Origin of the sequence: Cuneatibacter sp. NSJ-177 (assembly GCF_022867805.1) — a bacterium.
Classification (GTDB): domain Bacteria; phylum Bacillota; class Clostridia; order Lachnospirales; family Lachnospiraceae; genus Pseudolachnospira.
This window is the reverse complement of record NZ_JALIFO010000006.1, coordinates 653,648-678,099: the sequence shown is the minus strand read 5'-3', so window position 1 is coordinate 678,099 and position 24,452 is coordinate 653,648. Positions and strand designations below refer to the sequence as shown.

Annotated in this window: 19 protein-coding genes and 1 pseudogene; 2 read left to right on the top strand and 18 right to left on the bottom strand. The window is 52.7% G+C overall.

Translation table 11 applies throughout. The features are described from left to right. Positions 1-68 precede the first annotated feature (68 nt). Positions 69-470 carry a hypothetical protein gene (locus tag MUB23_RS11050; RefSeq protein WP_244800540.1) on the bottom strand — a complete coding sequence of 134 codons (402 nt, stop codon included), beginning with the start codon at positions 468-470 and terminating at the stop codon, positions 69-71. 314 nt (positions 471-784) lie between these two features. On the opposite strand from MUB23_RS11050, the gene trhA reads away from it, so the two are divergent. Next, positions 785-1,435 (top strand): PAQR family membrane homeostasis protein TrhA, encoded by a 651-nt coding sequence (gene trhA, locus MUB23_RS11045; protein ID WP_244800539.1) that lies wholly within the window; start codon positions 785-787, stop codon positions 1,433-1,435. A 222-nt stretch (positions 1,436-1,657) separates the two neighbouring features. Here the strand turns inward: trhA and proC are convergent, their stop codons facing one another. The 17 genes and pseudogenes from proC to MUB23_RS10960 all read right to left on the bottom strand — a co-directional run bounded on the left by proC (position 1,658) and on the right by MUB23_RS10960 (position 19,925). Beyond that, positions 1,658-2,455, bottom strand: a complete 798-nt coding sequence (gene proC, locus MUB23_RS11040) for a pyrroline-5-carboxylate reductase (protein ID WP_244800538.1) — start codon at positions 2,453-2,455, stop codon at positions 1,658-1,660. Positions 2,456-2,575: 120 nt separating this feature from the next. After that, entirely contained in the window at positions 2,576-3,169 is a 594-nt protein-coding gene (gene scpB / locus MUB23_RS11035; RefSeq protein ID WP_244800537.1) for an SMC-Scp complex subunit ScpB, read from the bottom strand. Next, on the bottom strand, positions 3,141-3,884 hold the full coding sequence (locus MUB23_RS11030) for a segregation and condensation protein A (protein ID WP_244800536.1): 744 nt from the start codon (positions 3,882-3,884) through the stop codon (positions 3,141-3,143). Before MUB23_RS11030 ends, scpB begins: the two co-directional genes overlap by 29 nt. A 32-nt stretch (positions 3,885-3,916) precedes the next feature. Beyond that, entirely contained in the window at positions 3,917-4,732 is an 816-nt protein-coding gene (locus MUB23_RS11025) for a metallophosphoesterase (RefSeq protein WP_244800535.1), read from the bottom strand. A 150-nt stretch (positions 4,733-4,882) separates the two neighbouring features. Beyond that, entirely contained in the window at positions 4,883-6,061 is a 1,179-nt protein-coding gene (locus MUB23_RS11020; RefSeq protein WP_244800534.1) for a D-alanyl-D-alanine carboxypeptidase family protein, read from the bottom strand. A gap of 60 nt (positions 6,062-6,121) precedes the next feature. Further along, the gene (locus tag MUB23_RS11015) at positions 6,122-6,661 is read right to left on the bottom strand and encodes a hypothetical protein (RefSeq protein WP_244800533.1); all 540 of its coding nucleotides are present in this window, start codon (positions 6,659-6,661) and stop codon (positions 6,122-6,124) included. A gap of 125 nt (positions 6,662-6,786) precedes the next feature. Then, on the bottom strand, positions 6,787-7,335 hold the full coding sequence (locus MUB23_RS11010) for an NUDIX domain-containing protein (protein ID WP_244800532.1): 549 nt from the start codon (positions 7,333-7,335) through the stop codon (positions 6,787-6,789). Between the two features lie 10 nt (positions 7,336-7,345). Then, positions 7,346-8,542, bottom strand: a complete 1,197-nt coding sequence (locus tag MUB23_RS11005; RefSeq protein ID WP_244800531.1) for a pyridoxal phosphate-dependent aminotransferase — start codon at positions 8,540-8,542, stop codon at positions 7,346-7,348. A gap of 186 nt (positions 8,543-8,728) precedes the next feature. Then, positions 8,729-9,454 carry a hypothetical protein gene (locus MUB23_RS11000; RefSeq protein WP_244800530.1) on the bottom strand — a complete coding sequence of 242 codons (726 nt, stop codon included), beginning with the start codon at positions 9,452-9,454 and terminating at the stop codon, positions 8,729-8,731. Continuing rightward, the gene (locus MUB23_RS10995; RefSeq protein WP_244800529.1) at positions 9,451-9,729 is read right to left on the bottom strand and encodes a GtrA family protein; all 279 of its coding nucleotides are present in this window, start codon (positions 9,727-9,729) and stop codon (positions 9,451-9,453) included. The genes MUB23_RS11000 and MUB23_RS10995 overlap by 4 nt, the downstream gene beginning before the upstream one ends. Positions 9,730-10,169: 440 nt before the next feature. Next, positions 10,170-10,544 (bottom strand): annotated as a pseudogene (locus MUB23_RS10990) (glycosyltransferase); the annotation flags it as partial. Between the two features lie 38 nt (positions 10,545-10,582). After that, complete coding sequence (locus tag MUB23_RS10985) at positions 10,583-13,012, bottom strand: cation-translocating P-type ATPase (protein ID WP_244800528.1); 2,430 nt, start codon at positions 13,010-13,012, stop codon at positions 10,583-10,585. A 217-nt stretch (positions 13,013-13,229) separates the two neighbouring features. Next, complete coding sequence (gene rny / locus MUB23_RS10980) at positions 13,230-14,768, bottom strand: ribonuclease Y (RefSeq protein ID WP_442874111.1); 1,539 nt, start codon at positions 14,766-14,768, stop codon at positions 13,230-13,232. 142 nt (positions 14,769-14,910) lie between these two features. Then, the gene (gene recA, locus MUB23_RS10975) at positions 14,911-15,957 is read right to left on the bottom strand and encodes a recombinase RecA (protein ID WP_244800526.1); all 1,047 of its coding nucleotides are present in this window, start codon (positions 15,955-15,957) and stop codon (positions 14,911-14,913) included. A gap of 380 nt (positions 15,958-16,337) precedes the next feature. After that, entirely contained in the window at positions 16,338-17,627 is a 1,290-nt protein-coding gene (locus tag MUB23_RS10970) for a diaminopimelate decarboxylase (protein WP_244800525.1), read from the bottom strand. Positions 17,628-17,649: 22 nt separating this feature from the next. Continuing rightward, a complete protein-coding gene (pyk, locus tag MUB23_RS10965; RefSeq protein WP_244800524.1) occupies positions 17,650-19,089 on the bottom strand; it encodes a pyruvate kinase in 1,440 nt (479 codons plus the stop codon). Further along, positions 19,086-19,925, bottom strand: coding sequence for a hypothetical protein (locus MUB23_RS10960; protein ID WP_244800523.1), 840 nt, complete (start codon positions 19,923-19,925; stop codon positions 19,086-19,088). The genes pyk and MUB23_RS10960 overlap by 4 nt, the downstream gene beginning before the upstream one ends. A gap of 285 nt (positions 19,926-20,210) precedes the next feature. Between MUB23_RS10960 and MUB23_RS10955 the strand changes: the two genes are divergently transcribed. Beyond that, positions 20,211-24,440, top strand: a complete 4,230-nt coding sequence (locus MUB23_RS10955) for a 2-hydroxyacyl-CoA dehydratase (protein WP_244800522.1) — start codon at positions 20,211-20,213, stop codon at positions 24,438-24,440. Positions 24,441-24,452 lie beyond the last annotated feature (12 nt).

The window sequence follows — 24,452 nt, the reverse complement described above, 5'->3', positions numbered from 1 at the left end:
CTATTTGAATCCGATCCGGCAGATTCCCATTCCCTTCGAAAAAGGAGCAGTCCTCGCCGTCCTCCCCATTACTCCTCATCCCCGAATTCCTTCCCCATCCTGACCAACATCGTTGTATCTAGCAAAAAAGCCCAGCCCTGGATCTCCTTCACAAAGGTCACCCGGCTGAGGCATATGTTTTCGTTTCCCTTTACGGTATCCGGGACGAGAAGCATCCGCTCCGCAGACAATTCCACTACTCCGGGAATTTGGTCCGCGCAGATTTCTGCGCAAGCGCCGCTGTCCTGAAATAAAATCCGGTAAACACTGCTATCCTGAGTTCCGATTTCAGGGCAACAAATACGCACTACGACTTCATTCTCCCATTCTTCCGGAAGATTGTTTTGATTTCCCGGAAGAATCCATACTACCATTGCCAGCGGAAGTAAAAAAAAGGATTCGTTCATGCGAAAGCACAGATAGTTCTCCATTGGAAGCCTTGCTCCTTTCTCCATCCACCGGTCGCAATTTTATATCTATTATACGCGAAAGCTCCCTTGATTGCAAGGAAATTTCTTTTTTCTACTCGTTTTTTTCTTTCTTTGCCATATATTATCAGTTATTTTATTTTCCATTCTATTTTTTTATCCCCCTCGTTTCCTTTCCGCTTTCCATCCAATTCAATTTTTTTCCTCTTTTCTATTGATTTTCCTTTTTATTTGTTGTAATATATGTATATCCGATACATAGTTTCAAATACTAGATTATATAGTATGTTTTATTTTTTCTTCAAGGAGGTACATCTATGAGAACCGCTATTAAAGACCCTGGAAGTGCAATTACCCATTTTATCGGCATGGTTGCCGCCGCCATTGCGGCGCTGCCGCTTTTGATCAAGGCAGCCAGAGACGCCGGCCCTGTTCAAATTGCTTCCCTGGCCATTTTCATTTGCAGTATGATCCTGCTCTACGCTGCCAGCACCACCTATCATTCCCTGGATATCTCAGAGAAAGTGAACCGGGTTCTCCGGAAAATTGATCACATGGCCATCTTTATTTTGATTGCCGGCACTTACACCCCGATCTGCTTCTGCGTTCTCCCGCAGCCGCTGGGAACCAGGCTCTGCCTGCTGGTCTGGGGAATCGCTCTGGCCGGTATCTTGATCAAGGCTTTCTGGATCACCTGTCCGAAATGGTTTTCTTCCGTCATCTATATCGCCATGGGCTGGGTTTGCCTGCTGGCCTTCCGGGAACTTTTGGAATTGCTCTCCCCGTCCGCTTTCGGCTGGCTGCTGGCCGGAGGGGTTATCTATACGGTCGGGGGAGTCATTTATGCTCTGAAACTTCCTATTTTTAATACCAGGCATCCTGGATTTGGTTCCCATGAAATTTTCCACCTGTTCGTGATGGGGGGAAGTATCTGCCATTATATTATGATGTATCAATTCATTGCTTAAGGGATCACAGGAGGGAAGAGGATGAATGTTCAATTTTACTGCTCATACAACGACGCAAACTTAGAAAAAATCCAGGACACCGGCCATGTGAGAATTGCTGGGTAGTCCGGCATAATCAAAAAAGAAAGGCTGGAAACCCCACGAAACAGGCGGCTTCCAGCCTTTCTTTTTTGTAGTGCCACTTGGACGAACCTTTGGATTAAAATCCTCAGACCAGGGCTTTTAGAACAAGTCCTTTGACTTTCTCGTGCACGCGCGCACCGCCTCGATCACAGCACTGCGGTAATTGTGCCGCTCCAGTTCCAGCACCGCTTCGATGGCGATTCCGCCCGGCGAGCAAACCTGGTCTTTCAATTCTCCGGGATGCAGACAGGAATCCCGGACCATCTTCGCGCTTCCCAGCACCGACTGGGTGGCGAACCGGTAAGCCAGATCCCGGCGCATCCCGTCGGCCACCGCCGCATCCGCCATGGCTTCGATGAACAGATACACCAAGGCAGGCGCGCTGCCGCCAACGCTTCCCACCACGTCCATCACCGATTCCTTCACATGGATCGCCTCGCCGAAGCTGGAGAGAAGCTTCATGATCTCGGCAAACTCCGCATCCGTCACGAAAGAGTTCTTGCAGGCTCCGGTGACGCCTTCCCCTACCTGGGACGGGGTGTTCGGCATGGTCCGGACAATCTTGACATCTCGCTCAAAGGTTTCTTTCACCCATTTCAGGGTTTTTCCAGGCGCAATCGTCACGATCAGCTGTTTGTCGATCTCATAACGGATCTCTGTGATCACATTTTTATAATCCTGCGGTTTGATAGCTAAAAAGACGATATCCGCCTCCCGCACCACAGTGCGGTTGTCATGGGCCACGGAAATTCCCAACTCATTGTGGGCTTTTTCCAGAGTCTCCCAGCGCAGCGCTGAGGCGACGATGTCTTCCGGCTCACACAGTCCTTTCTTGATGATCTGCCGGATCATCGCCATCGCCATATTTCCACAGCCAATAAAACCTACCTTCTTCATGTGTCTAACCCTTCGCTTTCCTGTCCAAATTCATTCTTTACTTTCTGATTTCACAAAAACGCTTATCCACTATCCTATCACGGAACCTGCCGTTTGGCAATCCTCATCTTGCAGACGGTCTCAAACCGGTACGTCGATCTCTTTTGCTTCCTCCGCCACTTCCTCCTGGATTTCCGCCAGTTTTTCCGGATCCGGCACCGGCAGATTTTCCAGGGAATCCAATTGGAACCGGCGCAGAAATTCTTCCGTGGTGGAAAATAAAATCGGACGGCCGGGGGCGTTCATCCGGCCCGCCTCGCAGACCAGGCCGTATTCCACCAGCTTATTCACCGCATGATCCGAGCTGACCCCGCGGATCCGTTCGATCTCCTGCTTGGTAATCGGCTGCTTGTAGGCGATGATCGCCAGCGTCTCCAGCACCACATCCGTCAGCACCGGCTTCTTCGGACGTGAGGCGATCTTAATCAGCGGCTCGTAGCACTCCGGCTTGGTGCACATCTGGTAGCTGTTTTCCAGGCGGATAATCTTCAGCCCATGCTCCTCGCCCTCGTATTTTTCCATCAGGGATGCGACCAGGGATTCCACCATCGGCTCCGGCAGTTCCAGGGCCATCGCCAGGGATTCCCGTTCCACCGGCTGCCCCATCGTAAACAATATCCCCTCTATCATCGCCTCGTAATTCATCTTATCCATTCCCTTCAATGATAATATCATCCCGCGTGCTGTCCTCGGTCAGCCGGATCTCCCCGATCTTGATCATCTCCAGCACGGCCAGAAAGGTCACGACAATCTCCACCTTTGTCGCCCCTGCATGTAAAAGCTGGCGGAAGGAATACCGTCCTCCCCGCGCCACCTTCCTTCGCACATCGGAGATCTTGTCGCCGATTTGGATGGTTTCCCGCTCAATTTTTCCAAACTGGCTTCGAACCGTATCCACCTTATCCGCCTGCCTGCGGAGCGTCTCATCAAAAATCGCTTTAAGGCGCAGCATGGTCACATCCTTTAAAAGCTCGTCCAAGTCCACCGGCGGCTTGTAGCAGGCGACTTCTTTCGGGACCGTCGGTTCCTTAAACTGCAGCCGTTCGCTCCCAAAGCCGCGGTCTCTCAGCTCGCCGCTCATATATTTGAATTTCCGGTATTCCAGCAGACGCTCCACCAGCTCGGCTCTGGGGTCCTCTTCCTCCCCGCTCTCGTCCACTTCCTTGGGGAGAAGCATTTTCGATTTGATGTCCAGCAAGGTCGCGGCCATGACCAAAAACTCACTGACCAAATCCAGGTCTTCTTTATCCATCTGCCTGACATAGTCCAGGTACTGAGCGGTAATCTCCACGATCGGGATATCATAGATATTTACTTTATTTTTGTCGATCAGGTGAAGCAGCAGGTCCAGCGGCCCCTCGAATACTTCCAGCTTTATTTCCAAATCCATCTTGCTATCCTTTACGGCGGCATTCCGCCCGATTATTTATGGTTCAATTCGAGGATCACCAATTCCGGCGGATTGTTGATCCGCAGGGGGATGGTATGGGTCCCAAGTCCGGCGCTGACGATCATCTGTCCCTCTCCTTGCACAAACCGTCCCCGGTCATATTTCGGAAAGAAACGGCAATAAGTGGAAATCACGCCGCCGAGAAACGGCAGACGGATCATCCCTCCGTGAAAATGCCCGGCCAGCGCCAGGTCGGCTCCCCAATCCATGTATGCGCCGAAAAACTGGGGACTGTGGGCCAGAAGAATTTGAAAATGCTGCTGATCCGCCTCCCCGGCCAGCTTCCGAATCGCCGCGCTGGTCAGCCTGGGGATCCGAATCTTCCTTTGGTAATACGGCAGCGGCAGTTCCAGGCCGGTAATCCGGATTCCGCGGTCCCCGCTTCCGATCACCACCGAAAGATTGTCCAAAAATACGATCCCTACGCCTTCCAGCTCCTGCCGGTACCTCTCAAAGGTCATGGAATGGCTTTCCGCATTTTTCTTCCAGCGGGATTCATGATTTCCCATTCCATAATAGATGGGAAACTCTTTCGCAAGTTCCGTCAAAAACTCGCGCGCCGCCCGGTAGGACAGGCAGGCGCTGCATCTCTTCGCGTTCTCCACCACCATATCTCCGGCCAAAATCACAAAGTCCGGCTGTTCTTTCCGGAGCGCAGCCAAAAGGCGGGAATTATTCTTTCCCACCGCACAGTCATGCAGATCTGCGAGCATCGCGATACGATACCCGTTCATTTCCTCCGGAATCTTTTCGGAATCCACCGGGTAACGCGAGATTCTGAGTCCCATACCATCCCTCCAGGATCTTTTGTAACAAACAACAAAGCCCATGCACAGGGGAAAAGTGAAAGCCGGGAGGGTTGATCCACACCAGACGGGCTTTCACTTTTCCAATTATTTTTATTATAACACAAACCTGTTTCCTTTGGCAACCGCTGTCTACAAAAGCCAACTTCCCGCTGCCTTTTTCAGGTAATCCAGGAATCCTGCCTCCTCGATGGCTTTTCCTGCCAGGATATCCACGCTCCCCAGCTCTTTTCCGCCCATCTGATAACGCAGTTTTCCGACCACCTGGCCTTCCTCCACCGGCGCGGCCAGATTCTCTGGCAGCTCCAAATTTTTTTCAATCCCGCTGAAATCATCCCCTGTCGTGCTGAGGTAAGAGAAAGTGCCGCCCAATGCCAGAGGCAGATTCTCCTCAACACCGCCGGTCACTAGAAGTTCCGGCAGCTCCACCCCTTCCGTATCCTGATACAGGCGGCAGGTGGAAAATCCGTATTCCAGCAGCGTGATAGCGTCTTTAAACCGCACCTTATAGTCAGGCGCCGCCATGACCACAGCGATCAAATCCACCCCGTCCTTGCGGGCCGTGGCCGATACACAGTATTTCGCCAAGCCGGTGGAACCGGTTTTCAGCCCGGTGGCATAGGTATACTGCTTCATCAGCTTGTTTGTATTGGTCAGGCCGAACTCACTGCTGCCTCTGGCCGTCACATGGGTGATATTCTCCATCCAGATCGACGTGTAATTGAAAATATCCGGATATTTTGTGATCAACTCGCGGGACATCAGTGCCACGTCCCTCGCCGTGGTCATATGCCCCTCCACATCCAGTCCGCAGCAGTTGACAAAGGTGGTGTTCGCCATGCCGAGACCGGCTGCCCTCTCGTTCATCTTCTCCACGAAGGCCGTTTCGCTGCCCCATACAAACTCCGCCATTGCCACACAGGCGTCGTTGGCGCTGGCCACAGAGATACATTTCATCATCGTGTCCACCGTCTGTTCCTCGCCTTCCTCCAGGAAGACCTGACTGCCTCCCATGGAAGCCGCATATTCGCTGACTCTCACCACATCGTCCTTATGTATTTTTCCCTCGGCCAGCGCGTCATAGATCAAAATCAAGGTCATGATTTTGGTGATGCTGGCGGGGTGGAGCACTTGATCCGCATTATTTTCATAAATCACGGTTCCAGTGGAAGCCTCCAGCAAAATGACGGAGGGAGCGGATACGGACAGACCTCCCCCGGTCTCCGCCTCCGGTTCCGCCCATGCGGCGGCCGGCGATAAGAACAACAAAAGAAAGGCCAGGAAGGCACAAAGCAAACGTTTTTTCTTCATAGGAACATCCCATTGCTTTTTTACTATTGTAGTGCCGGAGGGACAATTTTAGAAGTGTTTTTATGGAAACACCAGCCGGAATAAAAAACGAAGCAGATACGGGTGGATCCAAGTCTCTGCGATAACGCCGAGCAAAAGGAAAGAAAACGGCGGCAGCAGGTGGCTTAGCGTCAGATTCCGCCCCAATATCACCCTGGTCATCGTAAGCCATCCCCAGAACAATAAAAGTCCATGGGGAAATAAGGCCATAAAAAACACAAAGATCCCGGAAATCCCGCTGGTCAGGATACAGGCGGCCCAAAATACCCCCAGAGAAAAAGAAGCCCAAAGACAGAGCAGGCGCAGGGCCGGAAGCTTCCATTTCGTAAAGCTCAGCACCACCATCAGCAATGCCGGCACCACCCGGCTCGCCAGCAATGTCAAAAACAGCTTCTGCAAGTCCCATCCCCCGGCGAGAAGATAGTCCCGGTATGAGGAGGACAAAATCCCGATTTCCCCTACATACGGCTTTCCGGGAAAATTCGCAAAAATGGTCCCCGCCGTAAAGCCCACGGCAAGGACCATCCCCAATTGCTGCTGCAAAGTAAATCGCTTTTCCAAATTCAATCCCTCCCTGGAAAGACTTTTTTTATCTTATTCCAGGAAGAATGAAATTATGACATCCGGCGCGTGCCTTCTTGGCCAAGCGTGCCAAAATATCCAGGTCCTTCTGGCGGCCTCCGGTCTTAACCTTTATTTTCAGCCTGCAACTTTGCCTGGTAAGCTAAGATGCCAGCTACTGTCTTGCTGTCCCTTAGCTCCCTGCGGAAAATCATGCCGCAGAGCTCGTCCAGGGTATAGGCTTCCACATCGATCTCTTCATCCTCATCCAGGTTCTGTTTCGTTGCGGTCAGATCCTTTGCCAGGTAAATCTCGATCTGCTCATCGCAGAAAGCAACTGTAGTGTTGACCGTGATCAGAAGTTCCAAATGATCGCTACGGTAACCGGTTTCTTCTTCTAACTCCCGTTTGGCGCATTCGATCCTGGGCTCGTCCGGCTCGTCCACTTTTCCGGCCGGAAGCTCCAGGGTAAAACGGTCCAGCGCGTTCCGGTACTGGCGGACCATCAGGATCTTTCCGTCGTCTCTGACCGGAACCACCGCCGCAGCCCCGTCGTGATGGATGTAATCCCATACTGCCCGGTTCCCGTTTGGGACCTGCACGGTATCCTTATATACCTTCAGCACAGTGCCGGTATAGGCCAGCTCCCGTTTCAGCCGCTCTACCTTTTCCATCGCCGCCTCCTTACAGAGTCTTCAGGAATTCTTCCATGCGGTCCAGTCCCTTCGCAATCTCTTCTTTCGAAATCGCATAGGATAGGCGCAGGTGATCGGCAAAGCCAAAATCAGCACAGGGCACCACGGCCACCTTGTAATCCTCGATCAAAATCGCTGCGATATCCGCCGCATCCTTGATCTCTTTTCCTTTATATTTCTTGCCCAGAACCTCGGAGCAGTCCACAAACAGGTAGAAAGCGCCCTGGGGCTCCACCGCTGAAATCATCGGAAGGGAATTGACTCTGCCGTGAATATACTGGCGTCTCTCGTTGAAAGCCGCGTTCATCTCCGCCACGGTCTCCTGACCGCCGTTTAAAGCTTCCACCGCTGCAGCCTGGGAAATGGAGCAGGGATTCGAAGTCTGATGGCTCTGAATGCTGCCCATCAGAGACGCAATTTCCTTGGAAGAGCCGGTATAGCCGATTCTCCAACCGGTCATCGCATAGCTCTTGGACACGCCGCTGACCGTGATGGTCTTCTCATAGATTTCCGGGCTCAAGGATCCGATGCTGACATGCTTTCCTTCCGCATAGAACAGATTCTCATACATTTCATCGGATACAATATAAAAATCATAGGCGACCGCCAGGTCCCCGATGGCCTTCAGCTCATCTTTCGTATAGATCGCCCCGGTCGGGTTGTTCGGAGTATTTAATACCAGAGCTTTGGTCTTCGGGGTGATTTTCCCTTTCAGCGCCTCGGCCGTCATCTTGTAGCCGATCTCTTTTCCGCAGGTCAAGATCACCGGCTCGCCGCCTGCCAGGCGTACGATCTCCGGGTAGCTGAGCCAGAAAGGCGCCGGGATGATCACCTCATCTCCCGGATTTAAAATCGCCTCAAATACATTGGTCAGAGAATGTTTTCCCCCGTTGCTGACCACGATCTGATTCGTCTGATAGTCCAGTCCGTTGAACTCTTTAAATTTCTTGCAGATTGCTTCTTTTAATTCTACGGTCCCGGATGCGGGTGTATAGCGGGTCATTCCGGCGTCGATGGCCTTATGGGCCGCCGCGCGGATGTTCTCCGGCGTGGGAAAATCCGGCTCTCCTGCTCCAAAACTGACAACGTCCTCGCCCTGCGCGCGCAGCGCCTTCGCTTTCGCAGTGATGGCAAGCGTCGAGGAACTTTTTACCTTCTTTGCTTTTTCCGATAATGTTGTAGGCATATTTCAATCCTCCAAAGATTTTAATTTCCGCATATATTTTCGCTTATTGTAGCACAAGAAAAAAGCAGATACAATAATAAAATATATTTTTTTATCCTATGAAGCCATGCAGAACGGATAATTATTGAAAGTTTCTCTTTTGAAGGCAGGACTCTCATACATTTAGCAAATAATTTCTTTTCGCTTTCAAATCAATCCCTGGGAAAAAGCATCCTCCGTCTTCCCCGCCAGGTCTCCGCACAGAGAGCCGAGCCGGTTCCATTCCGCCTGCAAAGCGTTCACCATGAAGGAGCATTCCTGATGGAAGCTTTCTTTTCCGGGGAAGCGAACGGCATTTCCAAATACCACCCGCTTTTCCTGTTTACTGCAAAAAACCGGGATAAAAGAAAGGTGGGCCTGGCACTCCTGAAAGTATTCTCGATCCAAATGAAGAAATCCCCGGTAAATCCGGCCGACCTTTGGACTGCGGTCCGTGTAATCCACATCCGGGCAAATCAGCAGCGATTCTCCCCGGCGAAGAGCTTTTTCGGATTCCTCCATGGTTTTTCGGATTTCCCGGCTCCCCCGGTAAACCGGTATCGCGCCGAAGGCTTCCATGACGCCGGGGACGATAAGGGAGAACAGAAACGATGCGGGACGGGCCAGGAAGGACGGCCAGCCAAAGCGTTTTGTCAAAGTGTAATTCTCGTATTGGCGCCGGCAGCTCTCCTGCTCGCAGAACGGGGCCAAGGCCCAAAGATGGGCCTCCTCCGGAAGAAAGGCCAGCGTATGCACCGGCCCGAACATGTTTTGGTGATGAACCAGATAGACCGCTGGGGAATCGGTCTTCTCAAATCCGCCGACGTTCCAGCCTGCCATTCCCAATCGTGCGATGCGCCGCAGCACATACGCTTTTCCATTCCAGATTTTCAAGCCCTCTCCCTCCGTTTCCGCAATATTCCTTCTCCTTCTTCCTGCTCCCGGAATACCCAGTGGAGCTGCACTTGATAACTGACAGCTGCCAAGAGAAGATCCGCCGCCAATTTCGCCGTCAATTCATCAATCCCCAAATACCGGCACTCCAGCCATACCAGGCCAAAGGAAGAAAAGAGCTGAATGGACCATAAAGTATAGTAGCGCACAAATGTGGGGAATAATCTCCGGTTCTGCACATAGGGAAGCTGCCGGTTGCAGTTGTAATTGACCACCGAGGAGAGAATCCGGGCAATGACTGCGGCAAGGAATATGCGCTCTGACAGGAGAGCTCTGACAGGAGAGCTCCGACGAACACGAATTTTACCAGCACGGCGTAGATACTCACATCCACCAGCGCCGACAAGGCGGAAGAAAGACCGTACTGGATCAGCCCGCGGCAGATCGCCTGCATAATCCTCAGGGAATCCCGCACGGTCCGGTAATGGCTTCCTTCATTTTCATTGAAATACACGGTCCGAATCGGTACGGTCGCCATCGGGATCCCCTCCCGCCTGGCCGCAATCAGCATATTCAGCTCATATTCGTACCGTTCACCGGAAAGAGACAGCAACCCTGGAAACCAGGATGCCGGAAGCCCGCGGAGCCCCGTCTGCGTATCTTCCAGGGAAATGCCATAAAAAATCCGCATCGCAGCTGAAGTCATCCGGTTTCCGATCTGGCTTCGTACCGGGGTCCCCTCCCCAAAGCTGCGGCATCCCAGAATCAGGCTGCCGGGATTGCGGTCCATCGCAGCCAGCACTTTTTCCACATCTTCCAGACTGTGCTGGCCGTCGCAGTCCACGGTCACAACACCGGATAGTTCGGGCCGGTGTTCTTGGCACCAGGTCAGCCCCAATTTAATTGCAGCGCCTTTTCCCCTGTTTTTCTCCTGGCGGCAGACCACCACGCCGAGCCGCTCTGCCGCTTGAAACTGTTCCCGGTAGTCCGGCCCGCTTCCATCGTCAATCAACAGAATCAAACCATCCCATTGATCTCGCAGTTTTTTCAGATATTCCACCATCACCGGTTCCGGCCGGTAGGCCGGCATCAGAATTCCATAATCCTCTCTCATATCGCGATCTCCTCTCAGCCAATGCTCCGCACGGTGACCGGACGCCTGCTCTTTTTTTCATTCTTGACCAGGATTTCTCTTTTAATCCGGCTGATTCCAAATACCAGCGCTCCCATCACCGGCAAGGAAAACAACGCCAGCTCCACAAATAATTCTTTTCCTGCCGCCGAGAGTGCAGTCAGATGAAACAGAGGCCCCAGCCAGGCTGCCGCTATAAAAAAGCCAATCCCACAGGCCGCGGAAAGCACGGCCCTCCAAACATTCAGCGGCCAGCAAAGGAATACCAGCACAAACAATTCCACAACACCGATCAGCAGGGCGCAGATGGTTGAGATTTCTGTAAAGGGAAGTCCCGCCGACGTCCCAAAGTAGAGCGCAGTCAAAAGCACCAGCACGTTGGCAAGCCCGCCCGGCAGCGAGTTCAGCAAAATATTGCGGAGGAAGCCTCCCTTCACCCGCTCATATGAGGGTTCAAATGTTAGCAGGAAAGACGGGGCTCCGATGAGAAAACCGCTGATCAAGGTAATCTGCGCCGGAAGCAAGGGGTAAGGAATCGCGGCAAACAGCAAGATGGCCGCCATCAAAAAGGAAAAAATATTCTTCACACAGAACAGGGATGCAGACCGTTCAATGTTGTTGATCACGCGCCGCCCTTCTTTTACGATCTGCGGCATCGCGGAAAAATCCGAATCCAGCAGCACCAGCTGGGCTACCTGGCCCGCCGCTTCGCTTCCCGAAGCCATGGCGATACTGCAATCCGCCTCTTTTAACGCCAGCACGTCGTTGATCCCGTCCCCGATCATCGCCACCGTATGGCCGTTTGACCGGAGGCCCCGGATCAATTTTTGCTTTTGTTCCGGAGCCACCCGGCCGAACACGCCGTGGCGCTCCGCTAAAAGTGCATAGTCTTCCTCATCCGTGATCCGGCTCAAATCGATGAAATGTTCCGCCCGATCCACGCCTGCCTGGCCTGCCACCAGCGCCACCGCCTCGGCGCTGTCGCCGGAAATCACTTTCACCGTCACGCCCTGGGATTTAAAATACCGCAGCGTCTCGGCGGCCTGTTCTCGGATTTTATCGGAGAGCACCAGGAAACCAAGCGGTTCCGGCTCGCCCAGAAGGCAAGCCTCTCCGATTAGATTTTTGCCCTTCGCAAACAGGAGAACCCTCCTACCATCCGCATACAGTTGTTTTAAAATGCTTTCCTGCGCTTCCAGATTATCTTTCAGCAGAATTTCCGGCGCGCCCAGGGCATAACAGGTACCGTCTTCCTGACATAGAGCGCTCCATTTCCGCTCGGAAGAAAACGGGATTTTCCGGCAGCCGCAGAGCTCCTTCGTTTCCTCCGGAATCCACTCCTTCAAAGCCTGGGCGGTTCCGTTATCCCCATCCATCCCGCAGATGTAGCCGTAGAGCTGCTCCCGAAACTCCTCCTCCCTAAAACCGGCCGCCGCCACCAGTTTCTGTACTTCCATGCGGCCTTCGGTGATGGTGCCGGTTTTATCCAGGCAGAGGACATCGACCCGCGCCAGGTTTTCAATACAGGATAATTCATGGACCAGGGTCCGGCTTTTTGCCAGCCGGATCACACTGACCGCGAGGGCCACGCTGACCAGCAAATAGAGCCCTTCCGGAATCATGCCGACCACCGCCGCCACGGTGGAGCGGGCCGCATAGGAAATTCCGGTCTGGAGAAGCACCGCCTGTTTTCCAAACATCAAAAGACCCACCGGCACAATGGCGATTCCGACGATCTTTAAAAGCCGGTCCAGTGCTTTCATCATCTTGGAACGGTATTTCTTTTTCCTCTTCATTTCCTTGGTCAGTCCGGACGCATAAGAATCTTCGCCGACCCGGTCCAGCCGGGCCAGACAATGTCCGGATACCAGGAAACTGCCGGAGAGAAGATAGTCTCCCTCTCCTTTCCGGATCACATCCGCCTCCCCGGTCAAAAGGGCTTCGTTGACCTCCACGGTTCCCTCGCAGATCACGGCATCCGCCGGAATCTGCGCGCCTGGCCGCAGTCTGATGATATCATCGAGAACCAGGTCTTCCGGCGGCAGCTGGGATTCCTCCCCGTTTCGAATTACCGTTACTTTTTTCGCTGAGACCAGGGAGATCCGATCCAGCACTCTCTTGACCCGCAGTTCTTGTACGATGCCGATCAGGATATTGACGATCACCACGATCAAAAACATCATATCCGTGTAAGCGCCGACTAAAAACAAACAAAAAGCCAGTGAAAAAAACAGAAAGTTGAAAAACGTTAGAACATTGTCCCGGATGATCTGGCCGGTGGTCTTTGATAATGATTTCGGCGTCCGGTTATCGTATCCTTTGCGGTAACGCTCTGCAGCCTGCTCTATGGTCAATCCCTGGTCGGGACAAGGATTTTGCCGGATCAGCTTCTCCCTTGTTTGCTGTGTCTTTTTTCTACCCATCATAAGAACTTCCTTTCTGTCCATTAGGGTATCAAATAAAGGGAAAAATCCTCGGCGGAAAGAGGACAAAAATTCGGAAAAAAAATCGAAAGAACTTCTAAAGAATGAAATGGTGAGGAAGTGTGAAATACAGGCCCAGCGTGTTCTGAAAATAAAAAATGACTGTGTTCCCTGCAAGCCGTAAGCTTGCTGAGAACTCAGCCATTCTTTCATTTTGTTCCTATTTTGCGTAATCCGTCACACGGGATTCGCGGATGACATTGACCTTGATCTGGCCCGGATATTCCAGTTCGGATTCGATCTGCTTGGAGATATTTCTCGCAAGCAGCACCATGTCGTCGTCGCTGACCTGATCCGGGATAACCATGATACGAACTTCTCTACCTGCCTGAATCGCAAAGGATTTCTCAACTCCCTTGAAGGAGTTGGTGATATCTTCTAACTGTTTCAATCTGTTGGTGTATGTTTCTAAGGTCTCGCGTCTGGCACCCGGTCTGGCCGCGGAAATCGTATCCGCCGCCTGCACGATGCACGCGATCAAACTTGTCGGTTCCACATCCCCGTGATGGGATTCCACTGCGTTGATCACAACAGCGGACTCCTTGTATTTCTTACACAGGTCTGCGCCGATCTGAATATGGGATCCCTCCATCTCGTGGTCGAGGCTTTTTCCAATATCATGAAGTAAACCGGCACGTTTTGCCAGTCGAATATCCAATCCCATCTCTCCGGCCAAAAGTCCGGAGAGGTGTGCAACCTCTATGGAATGCTTCAACGCGTTCTGCCCATAACTGGTACGGAAACGCATCTTGCCGAGCAGGCGGACCAGCTCAGGATGAATCCCATGGATTCCGACTTCCAGCGTAGCGGCTTCGCCTTCCTCGCGGATCATCGTCTCCACTTCCTTCTGCGCCTTCTCCACCATCTCCTCGATCCTAGCCGGATGAATCCGGCCGTCCAGAATCAGTTTCTCCAGAGCAATCTTCGCAATCTCTCTCCTCATCGGATCGAAACCGGAAAGAATGACAGCTTCCGGCGTATCATCGATAATCAAATCAACGCCTGTCAGGGTTTCCAACGTGCGGATGTTTCGTCCTTCCCGACCGATGATCCTTCCCTTCATCTCATCGCTGGGGAGTTGCACGACGGAAATGGTTGTCTCAGCCACATGATCGGCGGAACATTTCTGAATCGCGGTCACTACGTATTCCCGCGCCTTCTTGTTCGCCTCTTCCTTGGCTCTCGCTTCCATCTCCTTAATCATTTTTGCGGTGTCATGTTTTACATCTTCTTCAACAGTTTGCAACAGGTAGGTCTTTGCTTGTTCGGAGGTAAGTCCAGAAATTCGCTCCAATTCCAGCTTTTCCTTCTCAAGCAGCGCGTCCACTTCCGCGTTCTTCTTGTTCAGGTTTTCTTCCTTTGCTGTGTAACTGCTCTCCCGCCGTTCTAAAGCTTCCGTCTTCTTATCCAGATTTTCTTCCTTGTTTTGAAGACGACGCTCCATTCTCTGCAGCTCGGCCCGACGTTCCCGGCATTCCTTTTCCAGGTCGTTCTTGGTCTTTAGAGATTCCTCTTTCGCCTCGAGAAGAGCTTCCCGTTTCTTTGTCTCAGCAACTTTCAGTGCTTCATCAATGATCTCTCTTGACTTTTCTTCCGCAGCGCCGATCTTCTTCTCATAGACGCCCTTCCGGTACGAAATCGCCAGGAACCAGGAAACAGGAGCCGCAATGACCAGAGTAATCAGCACAGAAATGATGATTTCTGTCACAGGAGCACCTCCTTATTTGATTTTCATTGTACATGTTACCGAAATATCTATTCGGCCGGCAGAAATTTCTGCACGAAATATTAATACAACATATAAAGTTTAATCTTTTTTTCGGTGCCTGTCAAGTACAATCTTACTCTTCCGCCGGCATTTCGGGCGCCGGTGCTTTTTCCTTTTTCGGCTCGTCCTTCTGGGCATAATAGGCCCGTACTTTTGTCTCGATTTCCTCCATGATCGCGGGGTTCTCCTTCAGGAATTTCTTCGCCGCTTCCCGGCCCTGACCCATCTTCTCTCCGCTGTAAGCATACCAGGATCCGCTCTTCTCCACAATGTTGACCTTTGCCGCCAAATCCAGAATATCGCCTTCGCTGGACAGCCCCTGTCCGAAGATGATATCCACCTCGGTCTCCCGAAACGGCGGCGCCACCTTGTTCTTTACAACCTTGATCCTGGCACGGTTCCCGACCACTTCGCCGCCCTGTTTCAATGCCTCGCCGCGGCGTACTTCCAGACGGACCGAGGAATAGAACTTCAGCGCGCGGCCGCCGGTGGTGACTTCCGGGTTCCCGTAAGAAATACCCACTTTTTCCCGGAGCTGATTGATAAAAATCACGGTACAGTTAAACTTGGAGATCACGGCAGTCAGCTTCCGGAGAGCCTTGGACATCAGTCTGGCCTGAAGGCCTACCTGCATGTCCCCCATCTCCCCGTCGATCTCCGCCTTCGGTACAAGCGCGGCCACCGAGTCGATGACAATAATGTCGAGAGCGCCGGAACGAACCATGGCCTCAGCGATCTCCAAAGCCTGTTCCCCGTTATCCGGCTGGGAAATATATAAGTTATCGATGTCGACACCGATATTCTTCGCATACCTCGGATCCAGGGCGTGCTCCGCATCAATAAAGCCGGCGATTCCGTCCCGCTTTTGTGCTTCGGCGATCATTCGCAGCGCCACGGTGGTCTTACCGCTGGACTCCGGGCCGTAAATCTCGATCACACGTCCTCTCGGAAGCCCGCCGACACCCAGAGCCAAATCCAGGCTCAAAGAACCAGTCGGAATCGCCTCCACATTCATATGGGCATTCTCATCGCCCAGTTTCATAACGGAACCTTTGCCGTATGTTTTTTCAATCTGCGCCATCGCATCATTTAAAGCTTTTAATTTTTCTTCGCTGATCATATCTCATCCTCCATCACGAACTAATGTTCGTCTCCTCATCTATAGTAATATAATTTCATGAACTTGTCAACTGAAAACAGGGGAAAAGAAAAAGGAAATATTGTGATTCACAGCTCCTGAAAAACATGCGAAAACGTCCTGCAAAAAAGAGCCTGTAAACCAATTTAGGAAGAAATCCAGACCGGCCCCAGCCGGATAAAGAAGGTGATTCTCGAATCGGAAATTGGATCAAGAGAAGGATATTTCACCGCGCATTCCGTTTGAAATACACACGGCTGCATCCAAAAGATAACCGGAAAGCCCGAAGACGGAAATCCACCTTCGAGCTTTTGCCTGATCAATTTTTCTATCTTTTATCATACTGGAAACTGTAGTTTCTGTCAACCCTTCGGAAAAGATTTCTCATCCTCATAAGGGATCGTTACGCCCGTCACGTCCAAAGTCGCAAACAAATCCTGCGGCGTTTCCGCCCGGCGGATCAGACTGGTCCCACCGTCCTCTTTCAGCAAGATCTCAGCGGACCGCAGCTTTCCATTATAATTGTACCCCATGGAAAATCCATGGGCCCCGGTGTCGTGAATCACCAGCAGATCGCCCTTCTCAATCTCCGGCAGCATCCGGTCCACGGCAAATTTGTCGTTATTCTCGCAGAGAGAGCCGGTCACGTCGTACTTGTGATCGCAGGGCTCGTCCTCCTTTCCCATCACCGTAATGTGATGGTAGGAGCCGTACATCGCAGGCCGCATCAGATGGGCGGCGCAGGCGTCGCAGCCGATATATTCTTTGTAGGTGTGCTTTTCATGGATCGCACGGGTCACCAGGCAGCCGTAGGGCCCCATCATAAAACGCCCCATCTCCGTGTAAATCGCCACATCGCCCATGCCGGCCGGCACCAACACTTCCTCGTAGACTTTCCTCACATCCTCACCGACCGCCATAATATCCGTCGCTTCCTGGTCGGGCCGGTAAGGAATCCCTACGCCGCCGGACAGATTGATAAAGGCAATATCGGCCCCGGTCTCCTTCTCCAGGCGGACCGCCAGCTCAAAAAGCTGCTTCGCCAGCGCCGGATAATAATCGTTGGACACCGTATTGCTGGCCAAAAATGCGTGAATGCCGAACCGTTTTACGCCCTTTGCTTTCAGAATCCGGTAGGCCTCGAACATCTGCTCCGTGGTCATACCATACTTGGCGTCGCCCGGATTGTCCATGATTCCGTTGCCGAACTCAAAAACCCCGCCGGGGTTATAACGGCAGCAGACAGTCTCCGGGATGCCGCCGTGCTGCTCCAGAAATTCGATATGGGTGATATCATCCAGATTGACGATCGCCCCCAGCGCTCTTGCATACTCGAAATCTTCCGCCGGTGTATCGTTGGAAGAAAACATGATGTCTTCTCCCGTGATGCCGCAGGCCTTCGAGAGCATCAGTTCCGTAAAGGAGGAGCAGTCACAGCCGCAGCCCTCCTCTTTTAAAATCTGAAGGATCACCGGATTGGCATTGGCCTTGACCGCAAAAAACTCTTTGTAGCCCGGATTCCAGGAAAATGCCTCTTTGACCCGTCTGGCGTTTTCCCGGATCCCCTTTTCATCGTAAAGATGGAACGGGGTCGGATACTTGGAAACAATCTGCTCCAGCTGCTCCTTTGTCACAAATGTTGATTTTCTCATGATTCTTTTGCCTCTTAACTCCTCAGTCTACTTCCAAAATCCGCATCATGTTGGTGGAGCCGACACCGCGAATTTGTTCCTTCGGCTCGTTGACAACGCCCGCGGTAACCACCACGCGTTCACCGGACGTCACATATCCGTGCTCCCGCGCTTCCCGCAGACAGGCGGGAATCAGGTCCTCCGTCGAGCTTTCCCACTGAATCCTGACCGGTTTCACGCCCCAGAGGAGCTGCAGCTGGCGAAGCACCCGGTCGTTGGGCGTCATCCCCAGAATGGTCACGGCCGGACGCCATTTAGACAGCATCCTTGCCGTATAACCGGACATGGTCGGCGCTAGAATCACCTTTGTTTCCAGCTGGGTCGCCGCTGATACAGACGAGTAACAAACCACATTGGTCACGCTGGCCTTGTGCCGGCTCAGCTTGCGCTGGCGGTAGGCCTCATGATCCAGATGCGCCTCGGTGGTCCGGGCGATCTGGGCCATCATCTGCACGGCCTCAACCGGGTATTTCCCCACGGCCGTCTCTCCGGACAGCATGATCACATCCGTCCCGTCATAGATCGCATTGGCGACGTCCGCCACCTCGGCACGGGTCGGCCGGGGATTTCGCATCATGGAATCCAGCATTTGGGTGGCGGTGATCACCGGCTTTGATGCCTCATTGCATTTGCGGATGATTTCCTTTTGTATGTAAGGAACCTCTTCCGGCGGGATCTCCACGCCCATATCCCCTCTGGCTACCATGACGCCGTCGCAGACATCCAGAATTTCATCGATATTATCCACGCCTTCCCGGTTCTCAATCTTCGCAATGATCTGAATCTTGGAATCAAAGGCGTTTAAAATCCGCCGGATCGAGCGGATACAGTTGGCATTTCGGACAAAGGACGCAGCAATGAAATCAAAGCCCTGTTCGATTCCAAAAGCAATGTCATCCTGGTCTTGTTCCGTGATATCAGGCAGGCGAACCTTAACGCCGGGCACGTTGACGCCTTTTTGCTGGCCTAATTGTCCGCCGTTTTTCACCGTACATATGATGTCCGTGTCCGTGACCTCCTTGACCACAAGCTGGATCAGGCCATCGTCGATCAGGATAAAGTTCCCCGGCCCCACATCTTCCGGGAGGCCTTCATAAGTAATATGGCCGATTTTTCCATTTCCTATTACCGGCTTCGTCGTCAGCGTATATTCCTCTCCGGCCAAAAGCGTCACCGGCGCGCCGTCCTCCAAAAGCCCGGTGCGGATCTCCGGCCCCTTGGTGTCGAGCAGCGCCGCCACCGGGAGATCCATCTCCTCCCGAAGCTTTTTTAATTGGTCCAGCTTCGCCTTATGCTCCTCGTGGGTGCCGTGGGAAAAATTAAAGCGGGCGACATCCATCCCCTCCTCCATCAAGCGGCGCATCACCGCCGGATCTTCGGTATTCGGTCCCATCGTACAAATAATCTTTGTTTTCTTCTTCATGCCTGGCCGTCTCCTTTCGTCACATGTTTATGGGTATAGAGATGTTCCTGGCAATATTCGTAATTCCCCTCGCATTTGGAACAATAACGAAATTCCAGTGTCGGATCATCCAGTTCCGTCCGGCCGCAGACCGCGCAGCGGTGACGGGGGCCAGACGCAGAGTGTTTCACCTCGTGCTGATAGACGACTTTGCGCTTGACTTGCTTCGCCTGCTGCACCGGCTTGCGGTACAGGAAGAAAAACAGGATGAAGTTGAGCAGGGTCATAACAAGCATGATACGGGAGGGCCAGGTGCCCTTGATGCAGTCATAGACCAACAGCACACCATAAAAGATTCCCAGCCATTTTGCTTTCACCGGAATAATAAAATTCAGGAAAAACTGTGCGTCCGGAATCGTCGCAGCGATGGCAAGCAGCATGGACAAATATAGCTGCGTGGAAGAGCCGGCAGCTGCGATAGAGGCAAGATAAGATCCATAAAAAGGAATGATCAGGCAAGTCCCGATGATGATTCCGATGATACCAACAATCAGATACAGATTCAAACGGAATGTCCCCCACATCTGCTCCAGCAGTCTTCCAATCGAGAAAAAGCAGAAGGAACTGATAAGAAACCATACGATACTTGTATTCGAAGGAAAAATCAAAAAGGTCACAAGCCGCCATATTTGGCCATGCAGAATGGCTGAAATATCCAAGCTCAGCCAATTTACATAAAAAGCGGGATTACTGTTAAGCAAAAAGAACCCGAGCGCCTGCATCGCAATCAGATAAATCATCAGATTGTGCACTGCGAAACGCCCAAACTTCCGTTCCAGCTTGTTGATAAAATTCATGTTGCCCTCATTTCTTAACACGGATCCGGTGAACACCCCGGTTTTTCCATATTTTTCATTGTTTTTAGCCATCTCAGGCTAGAAAATTAAACTATATTATAGGGGGATTTTTCAATTTTGTCAAATCATTCCCAGCCATTTTACTAAAATTTAACCCTTTTTCCAGCTGTCTCCTACGCCCCTGTCGCGTTTTGTAGATTTTCAGGGTTTGTTTATGAATTTTAACTTGTATTTCCGGGGGAAAAAGGATATAACGTATTATGGTGAAAAGTGAGGAGGATTATCATGACACCCAAGTATTCCCTAGGGATTGATATTGGTTCCACAACCGTAAAAATTGCGATTCTGGACCAGGAATATAAAGTATTATTTTCGGATTACGAACGGCATCTGGCCCACATTCAGGAGACTTTGGCAGAGCTTTTGCAGCGGGCCAAAGCCTCTTTAGGTTCTGTCACCCTGCATCCGGTCATCACAGGCAGCGGCGGGCTGACGCTCTCGAAACATTTACAGGTTCCCTTTGTCCAGGAGGTGGTCGCGGTTGCGGCCTCTTTACAGGACTTTGCGCCGCAGACCGACGTTGCCATCGAGCTCGGTGGCGAAGACGCTAAAATCATCTATTTCACCGGCGGCGTCGACCAACGGATGAACGGAATCTGTGCCGGGGGAACCGGCTCTTTTATCGACCAGATGGCGGCTCTTTTACAGACCGATGCCTCTGGACTCAACGAGTACGCAAAAAATTATAAGGCGATCTATCCGATCGCGGCCCGCTGCGGCGTGTTCGCAAAGAGCGACATCCAGCCTCTGATCAACGAAGGGGCTACCCGCGAAGATCTGTCGGCCTCGATTTTCCAGGCTGTGGTAAACCAGACCATCAGCGGCCTGGCCTGCGGCAAGCCGATCCGCGGAAACGTGGCTTTTCTCGGCGGACCGCTTCATTTTCTCTCGGAGCTGCGGACCGCTTTCATTCGGACCCTTCACCTCTCCGACGGGCAGGTGATCGCTCCGGACCACTCCCACCTGTTCGCCGCCATCGGCGCGGCGATGAACAGCCAGGACACGGAGGTGGAGATCGACGAGATGATCCGCCGCCTGACCGCCGGGATCCAGATGGATTTCGAGGTAAAGCGGATGGAACCGCTGTTTGCCGATGAAGAGGAATATCAAAACTTTCGGGCCCGCCACGACCGCCATAAGGTCAACCGGGGCTACCTCAGCCAGTACCACGGAAAATGCTATCTGGGCATTGACGCCGGCTCCACGACCACAAAGCTGGCCCTGGTCAGCGAGGACGGCACCCTGCTCTATTCCTTTTACAGCAACAATAACGGCAGCCCGCTGACCACGACGATCCACGCGATGGAGGAGGTCAAAAACCTGCTGCCCTCCGACGCCTCGATTGCCTATTCCTGCTCCACCGGTTACGGGGAGGCCTTGTTAAAGTCCGCTTTGATGCTGGACGAAGGCGAGGTAGAAACCGTGGCCCACTACTATGCGGCCGCCTTCTTCAACCCGAACGTGGACTGTATTCTGGATATCGGCGGCCAGGATATGAAATGTATCAAGATTAAAAACCAGACCATCGACACGATTCTGCTGAACGAAGCATGCTCGTCGGGCTGCGGATCTTTCATCGAGAACTTTGCCAACTCCCTCGACTACACGGTGGAGGACTTTGCCAAAGAGGCGCTGTTTGCCCAAAATCCGATCGACCTCGGCACTCGCTGCACGGTATTCATGAATTCCAATGTAAAGCAGGCGCAAAAAGAGGGGGCTCCGGTTTCCGACATCTCGGCGGGCCTGGCCTACTCGGTCATTAAAAACGCTTTATTTAAGGTAATTAAAATCACCGATCCGAAAGATCTCGGCAAAAATGTCGTGGTACAGGGCGGAACATTCTACAACGACGCCGTGCTCCGGAGCTTCGAAAAGATTTCCGGCTGCAACGCGGTCCGCCCCGACATCGCCGGTATCATGGGCGCGTTCGGAGCCGCCCTGATCGCCAGAGAGCGGGGACAGGGAAAAGAAACCCACATGCTCCCGTTAAATGAGATCTTAAAGCTGAGCTTTACGACTTCTCTGACCCGCTGCAAGGGCTGTACGAATCACTGCCTTCTGACGATCAACCGGTTCCCCGGCGGACGCAGTTACGTCACCGGGAACCGCTGTGAGAAAGGGTTGGGAAAGGAACGGGCTTCGGAGAAGGTTCCGAACCTGTTTGAATATAAATTCAACCGGATTTTCGGCTATGAGCCGCTCTCCAAGGAGGACGCGCCCCGCGGGGTGATCGGAATCCCCAGGGTCCTCAACATGTACGAGAACTTCCCGTTCTGGGCCACATTTTTCAAAAAGTTGGGCTTTTCGGTGGTTGTCTCCCCCAAGTCCACCAGGAAAATTTATGAACTGGGGATGGAGTCGATTCCCAGCGAATCCGAGTGCTATCCGGCCAAGATCAGCCATGGGCATATTCAATGGCTGCTAGATCAGGGGATTTCAACCATCTTTTATCCTTCCGTCTTTTACGAGCGGACGGAGGCCAAGGGAGCGCAGAACCATTACAACTGCCCGATCGTTATCTCCTACCCGGAAAATATCAAAAACAATGTGGAGGGGATCAAGGCCGATGGAATCCGTTTTATTCACCCATTCATGGCCTTCACCGATGAAAAGACAGCCATCAAGCGTCTGGAGGAAGTCTGCAAAGAAGAATTCGCCATCCCGGCATCCGAGGTAAGAAAAGCCGGTCATGCGGCGTGGGCGGAACTGATCCAGGCCAAAACCGACCTGCAAAAAGAAGGGGAAAGGGTTCTCGCCTGGATTAAAGAAAATAAAAAGCACGGGATCGTGCTGGCCGGGCGTCCTTATCACATCGACCCGGAAATCAACCACGGAATCCCGGAGATGATCGCCTCCTACGGCATCGCGGTGCTGACGGAAGATTCCATCTCCCATCTGGCGGATCCGGAACGGCCGTTGATCGTCAATGACCAATGGATGTACCATTCCCGCCTCTACAAGGCGGCCCAGTATGTCAAAGGCTGCGATGATCTGGATTTGATCCAGCTGAACTCCTTCGGCTGCGGCCTGGACGCGGTCACCACGGATCAGGTCAGCGACATCCTGACCCACTCCGGAAAGATTTATACGGTCCTCAAAATCGATGAAGTGAACAACCTTGGCGCAGCGCGGATCCGGATTCGTTCTCTGCTCTCCGCCCTGCGGATCCGGACGGAGCGTCCGACGGAACGGAAAATCATCACCTCCGCCTACCACCGCGCGGAATTTACGGATCAGATGCAGAAAGACGGCTACACGATTCTCTGCCCGCAGATGTCGCCGATTCATTTTGATCTGCTCCAGCCCGCCCTGAACCAGTACGGCTATCACGTGGTGATTCCGGACAACGGCGACCGGGCGGCCATCGACACCGGTTTAAAATATGTCAACAATGACGCGTGTTTCCCGTCCCTAATCGTGGTCGGACAGCTGATGAACGCCATCCTGTCCGGAGAATATGACACCGACCGGCTGGCTATCATTATGACCCAGACCGGCGGCGGCTGCCGTGCTTCCAACTACCTGGCTTTCATCCGCCGGGCGCTGGAGAAAGCGGGTCTGGCCCATATTCCGGTCATCTCCCTGAACGTCAACGGGATGGAGACCAACTCCGGTTTCCATTACTCGGCGGCCATGGTGGTGCGGGCCATGCAGGCCATCATTTACGGCGACGTCTTCATGCGGGTGCTCTACCGGGTACGCCCTTATGAAAAAGAGCCGGGCTCCGCCAATGCGCTGCATGAGAAATGGAAGCAGAACTGCGTCCGTTCTCTGACAAGCGGCGGCTGGGGAATGAAAGAATTCAAACGGAATATCCAGAACATCGTAAAGGAATTCGACGAGCTTCCGATCGATGAAAACCTGAAAAAGCCCAGAGTCGGCATCGTCGGAGAGATTCTGGTGAAATTCCTGCCCCTCGCCAACAATCACCTGGTGGAGCTTTTGGAGCGGGAGGGCGCTGAGGCTGTGATGCCGGACCTGATGGATTTCCTCTCCTACTGTTTCTACGACGGGGATTTCAAAGCCAAGTATCTCGGCGGGAAGAAATCCTCCGCCTACACGGGCCTTCTGGGAATCCGTTTCCTGGAATACTTAAGGAAACCGGCGGCGGACGCCCTGAAAGCCAGCAAGCGTTTTACGCCTCCGGCTAAGATCCGCCAGCTGGCTGATTATGCCGAACCGTTTGTCTCCATCGGCAACCAATCCGGGGAGGGCTGGTTCCTGACCGGAGAGATGATTGAACTGATCCACAGCGGGGCCAAAAATATCGTCTGCACCCAGCCGTTTGCCTGCCTGCCGAATCATGTGGTCGGCAAGGGAGTGATCAAAGAGCTACGGCGCAGCTTCCCGGACTCCAACATCATTGCCGTGGACTATGATCCGGGGGCCAGCGAAGTCAATCAGCTAAATCGGATCAAGCTGATGCTGGCGACGGCGGTCAAGAATATGGCATAAAACCGCACAAAA

Coding starts and splice junctions, on each gene's coding strand:
- pyk (WP_244800524.1), bottom strand. CDS start 19,089: ATGAAGAAGAAAACAAAGATTATTTGTACGATGGGACCGAATACCGAA.
- recA (WP_244800526.1), bottom strand. CDS start 15,957: ATGATCAGCGAAGAAAAATTAAAAGCTTTAAATGATGCGATGGCGCAG.
- MUB23_RS10955 (WP_244800522.1), top strand. CDS start 20,211: ATGACACCCAAGTATTCCCTAGGGATTGATATTGGTTCCACAACCGTA.
- proC (WP_244800538.1), bottom strand. CDS start 2,455: ATGAAGAAGGTAGGTTTTATTGGCTGTGGAAATATGGCGATGGCGATG.
- scpB (WP_244800537.1), bottom strand. CDS start 3,169: ATGATATTATCATTGAAGGGAATGGATAAGATGAATTACGAGGCGATG.
- MUB23_RS10985 (WP_244800528.1), bottom strand. CDS start 13,012: ATGATGGGTAGAAAAAAGACACAGCAAACAAGGGAGAAGCTGATCCGG.
- MUB23_RS11010 (WP_244800532.1), bottom strand. CDS start 7,335: ATGGAAAAGGTAGAGCGGCTGAAACGGGAGCTGGCCTATACCGGCACT.
- MUB23_RS10970 (WP_244800525.1), bottom strand. CDS start 17,627: ATGAGAAAATCAACATTTGTGACAAAGGAGCAGCTGGAGCAGATTGTT.
- MUB23_RS11050 (WP_244800540.1), bottom strand. CDS start 470: ATGGAGAACTATCTGTGCTTTCGCATGAACGAATCCTTTTTTTTACTT.
- MUB23_RS11020 (WP_244800534.1), bottom strand. CDS start 6,061: ATGAAGAAAAAACGTTTGCTTTGTGCCTTCCTGGCCTTTCTTTTGTTG.
- MUB23_RS11030 (WP_244800536.1), bottom strand. CDS start 3,884: ATGGATTTGGAAATAAAGCTGGAAGTATTCGAGGGGCCGCTGGACCTG.
- MUB23_RS10960 (WP_244800523.1), bottom strand. CDS start 19,925: ATGAATTTTATCAACAAGCTGGAACGGAAGTTTGGGCGTTTCGCAGTG.
- MUB23_RS11005 (WP_244800531.1), bottom strand. CDS start 8,542: ATGCCTACAACATTATCGGAAAAAGCAAAGAAGGTAAAAAGTTCCTCG.
- MUB23_RS11025 (WP_244800535.1), bottom strand. CDS start 4,732: ATGGGACTCAGAATCTCGCGTTACCCGGTGGATTCCGAAAAGATTCCG.
- trhA (WP_244800539.1), top strand. CDS start 785: ATGAGAACCGCTATTAAAGACCCTGGAAGTGCAATTACCCATTTTATC.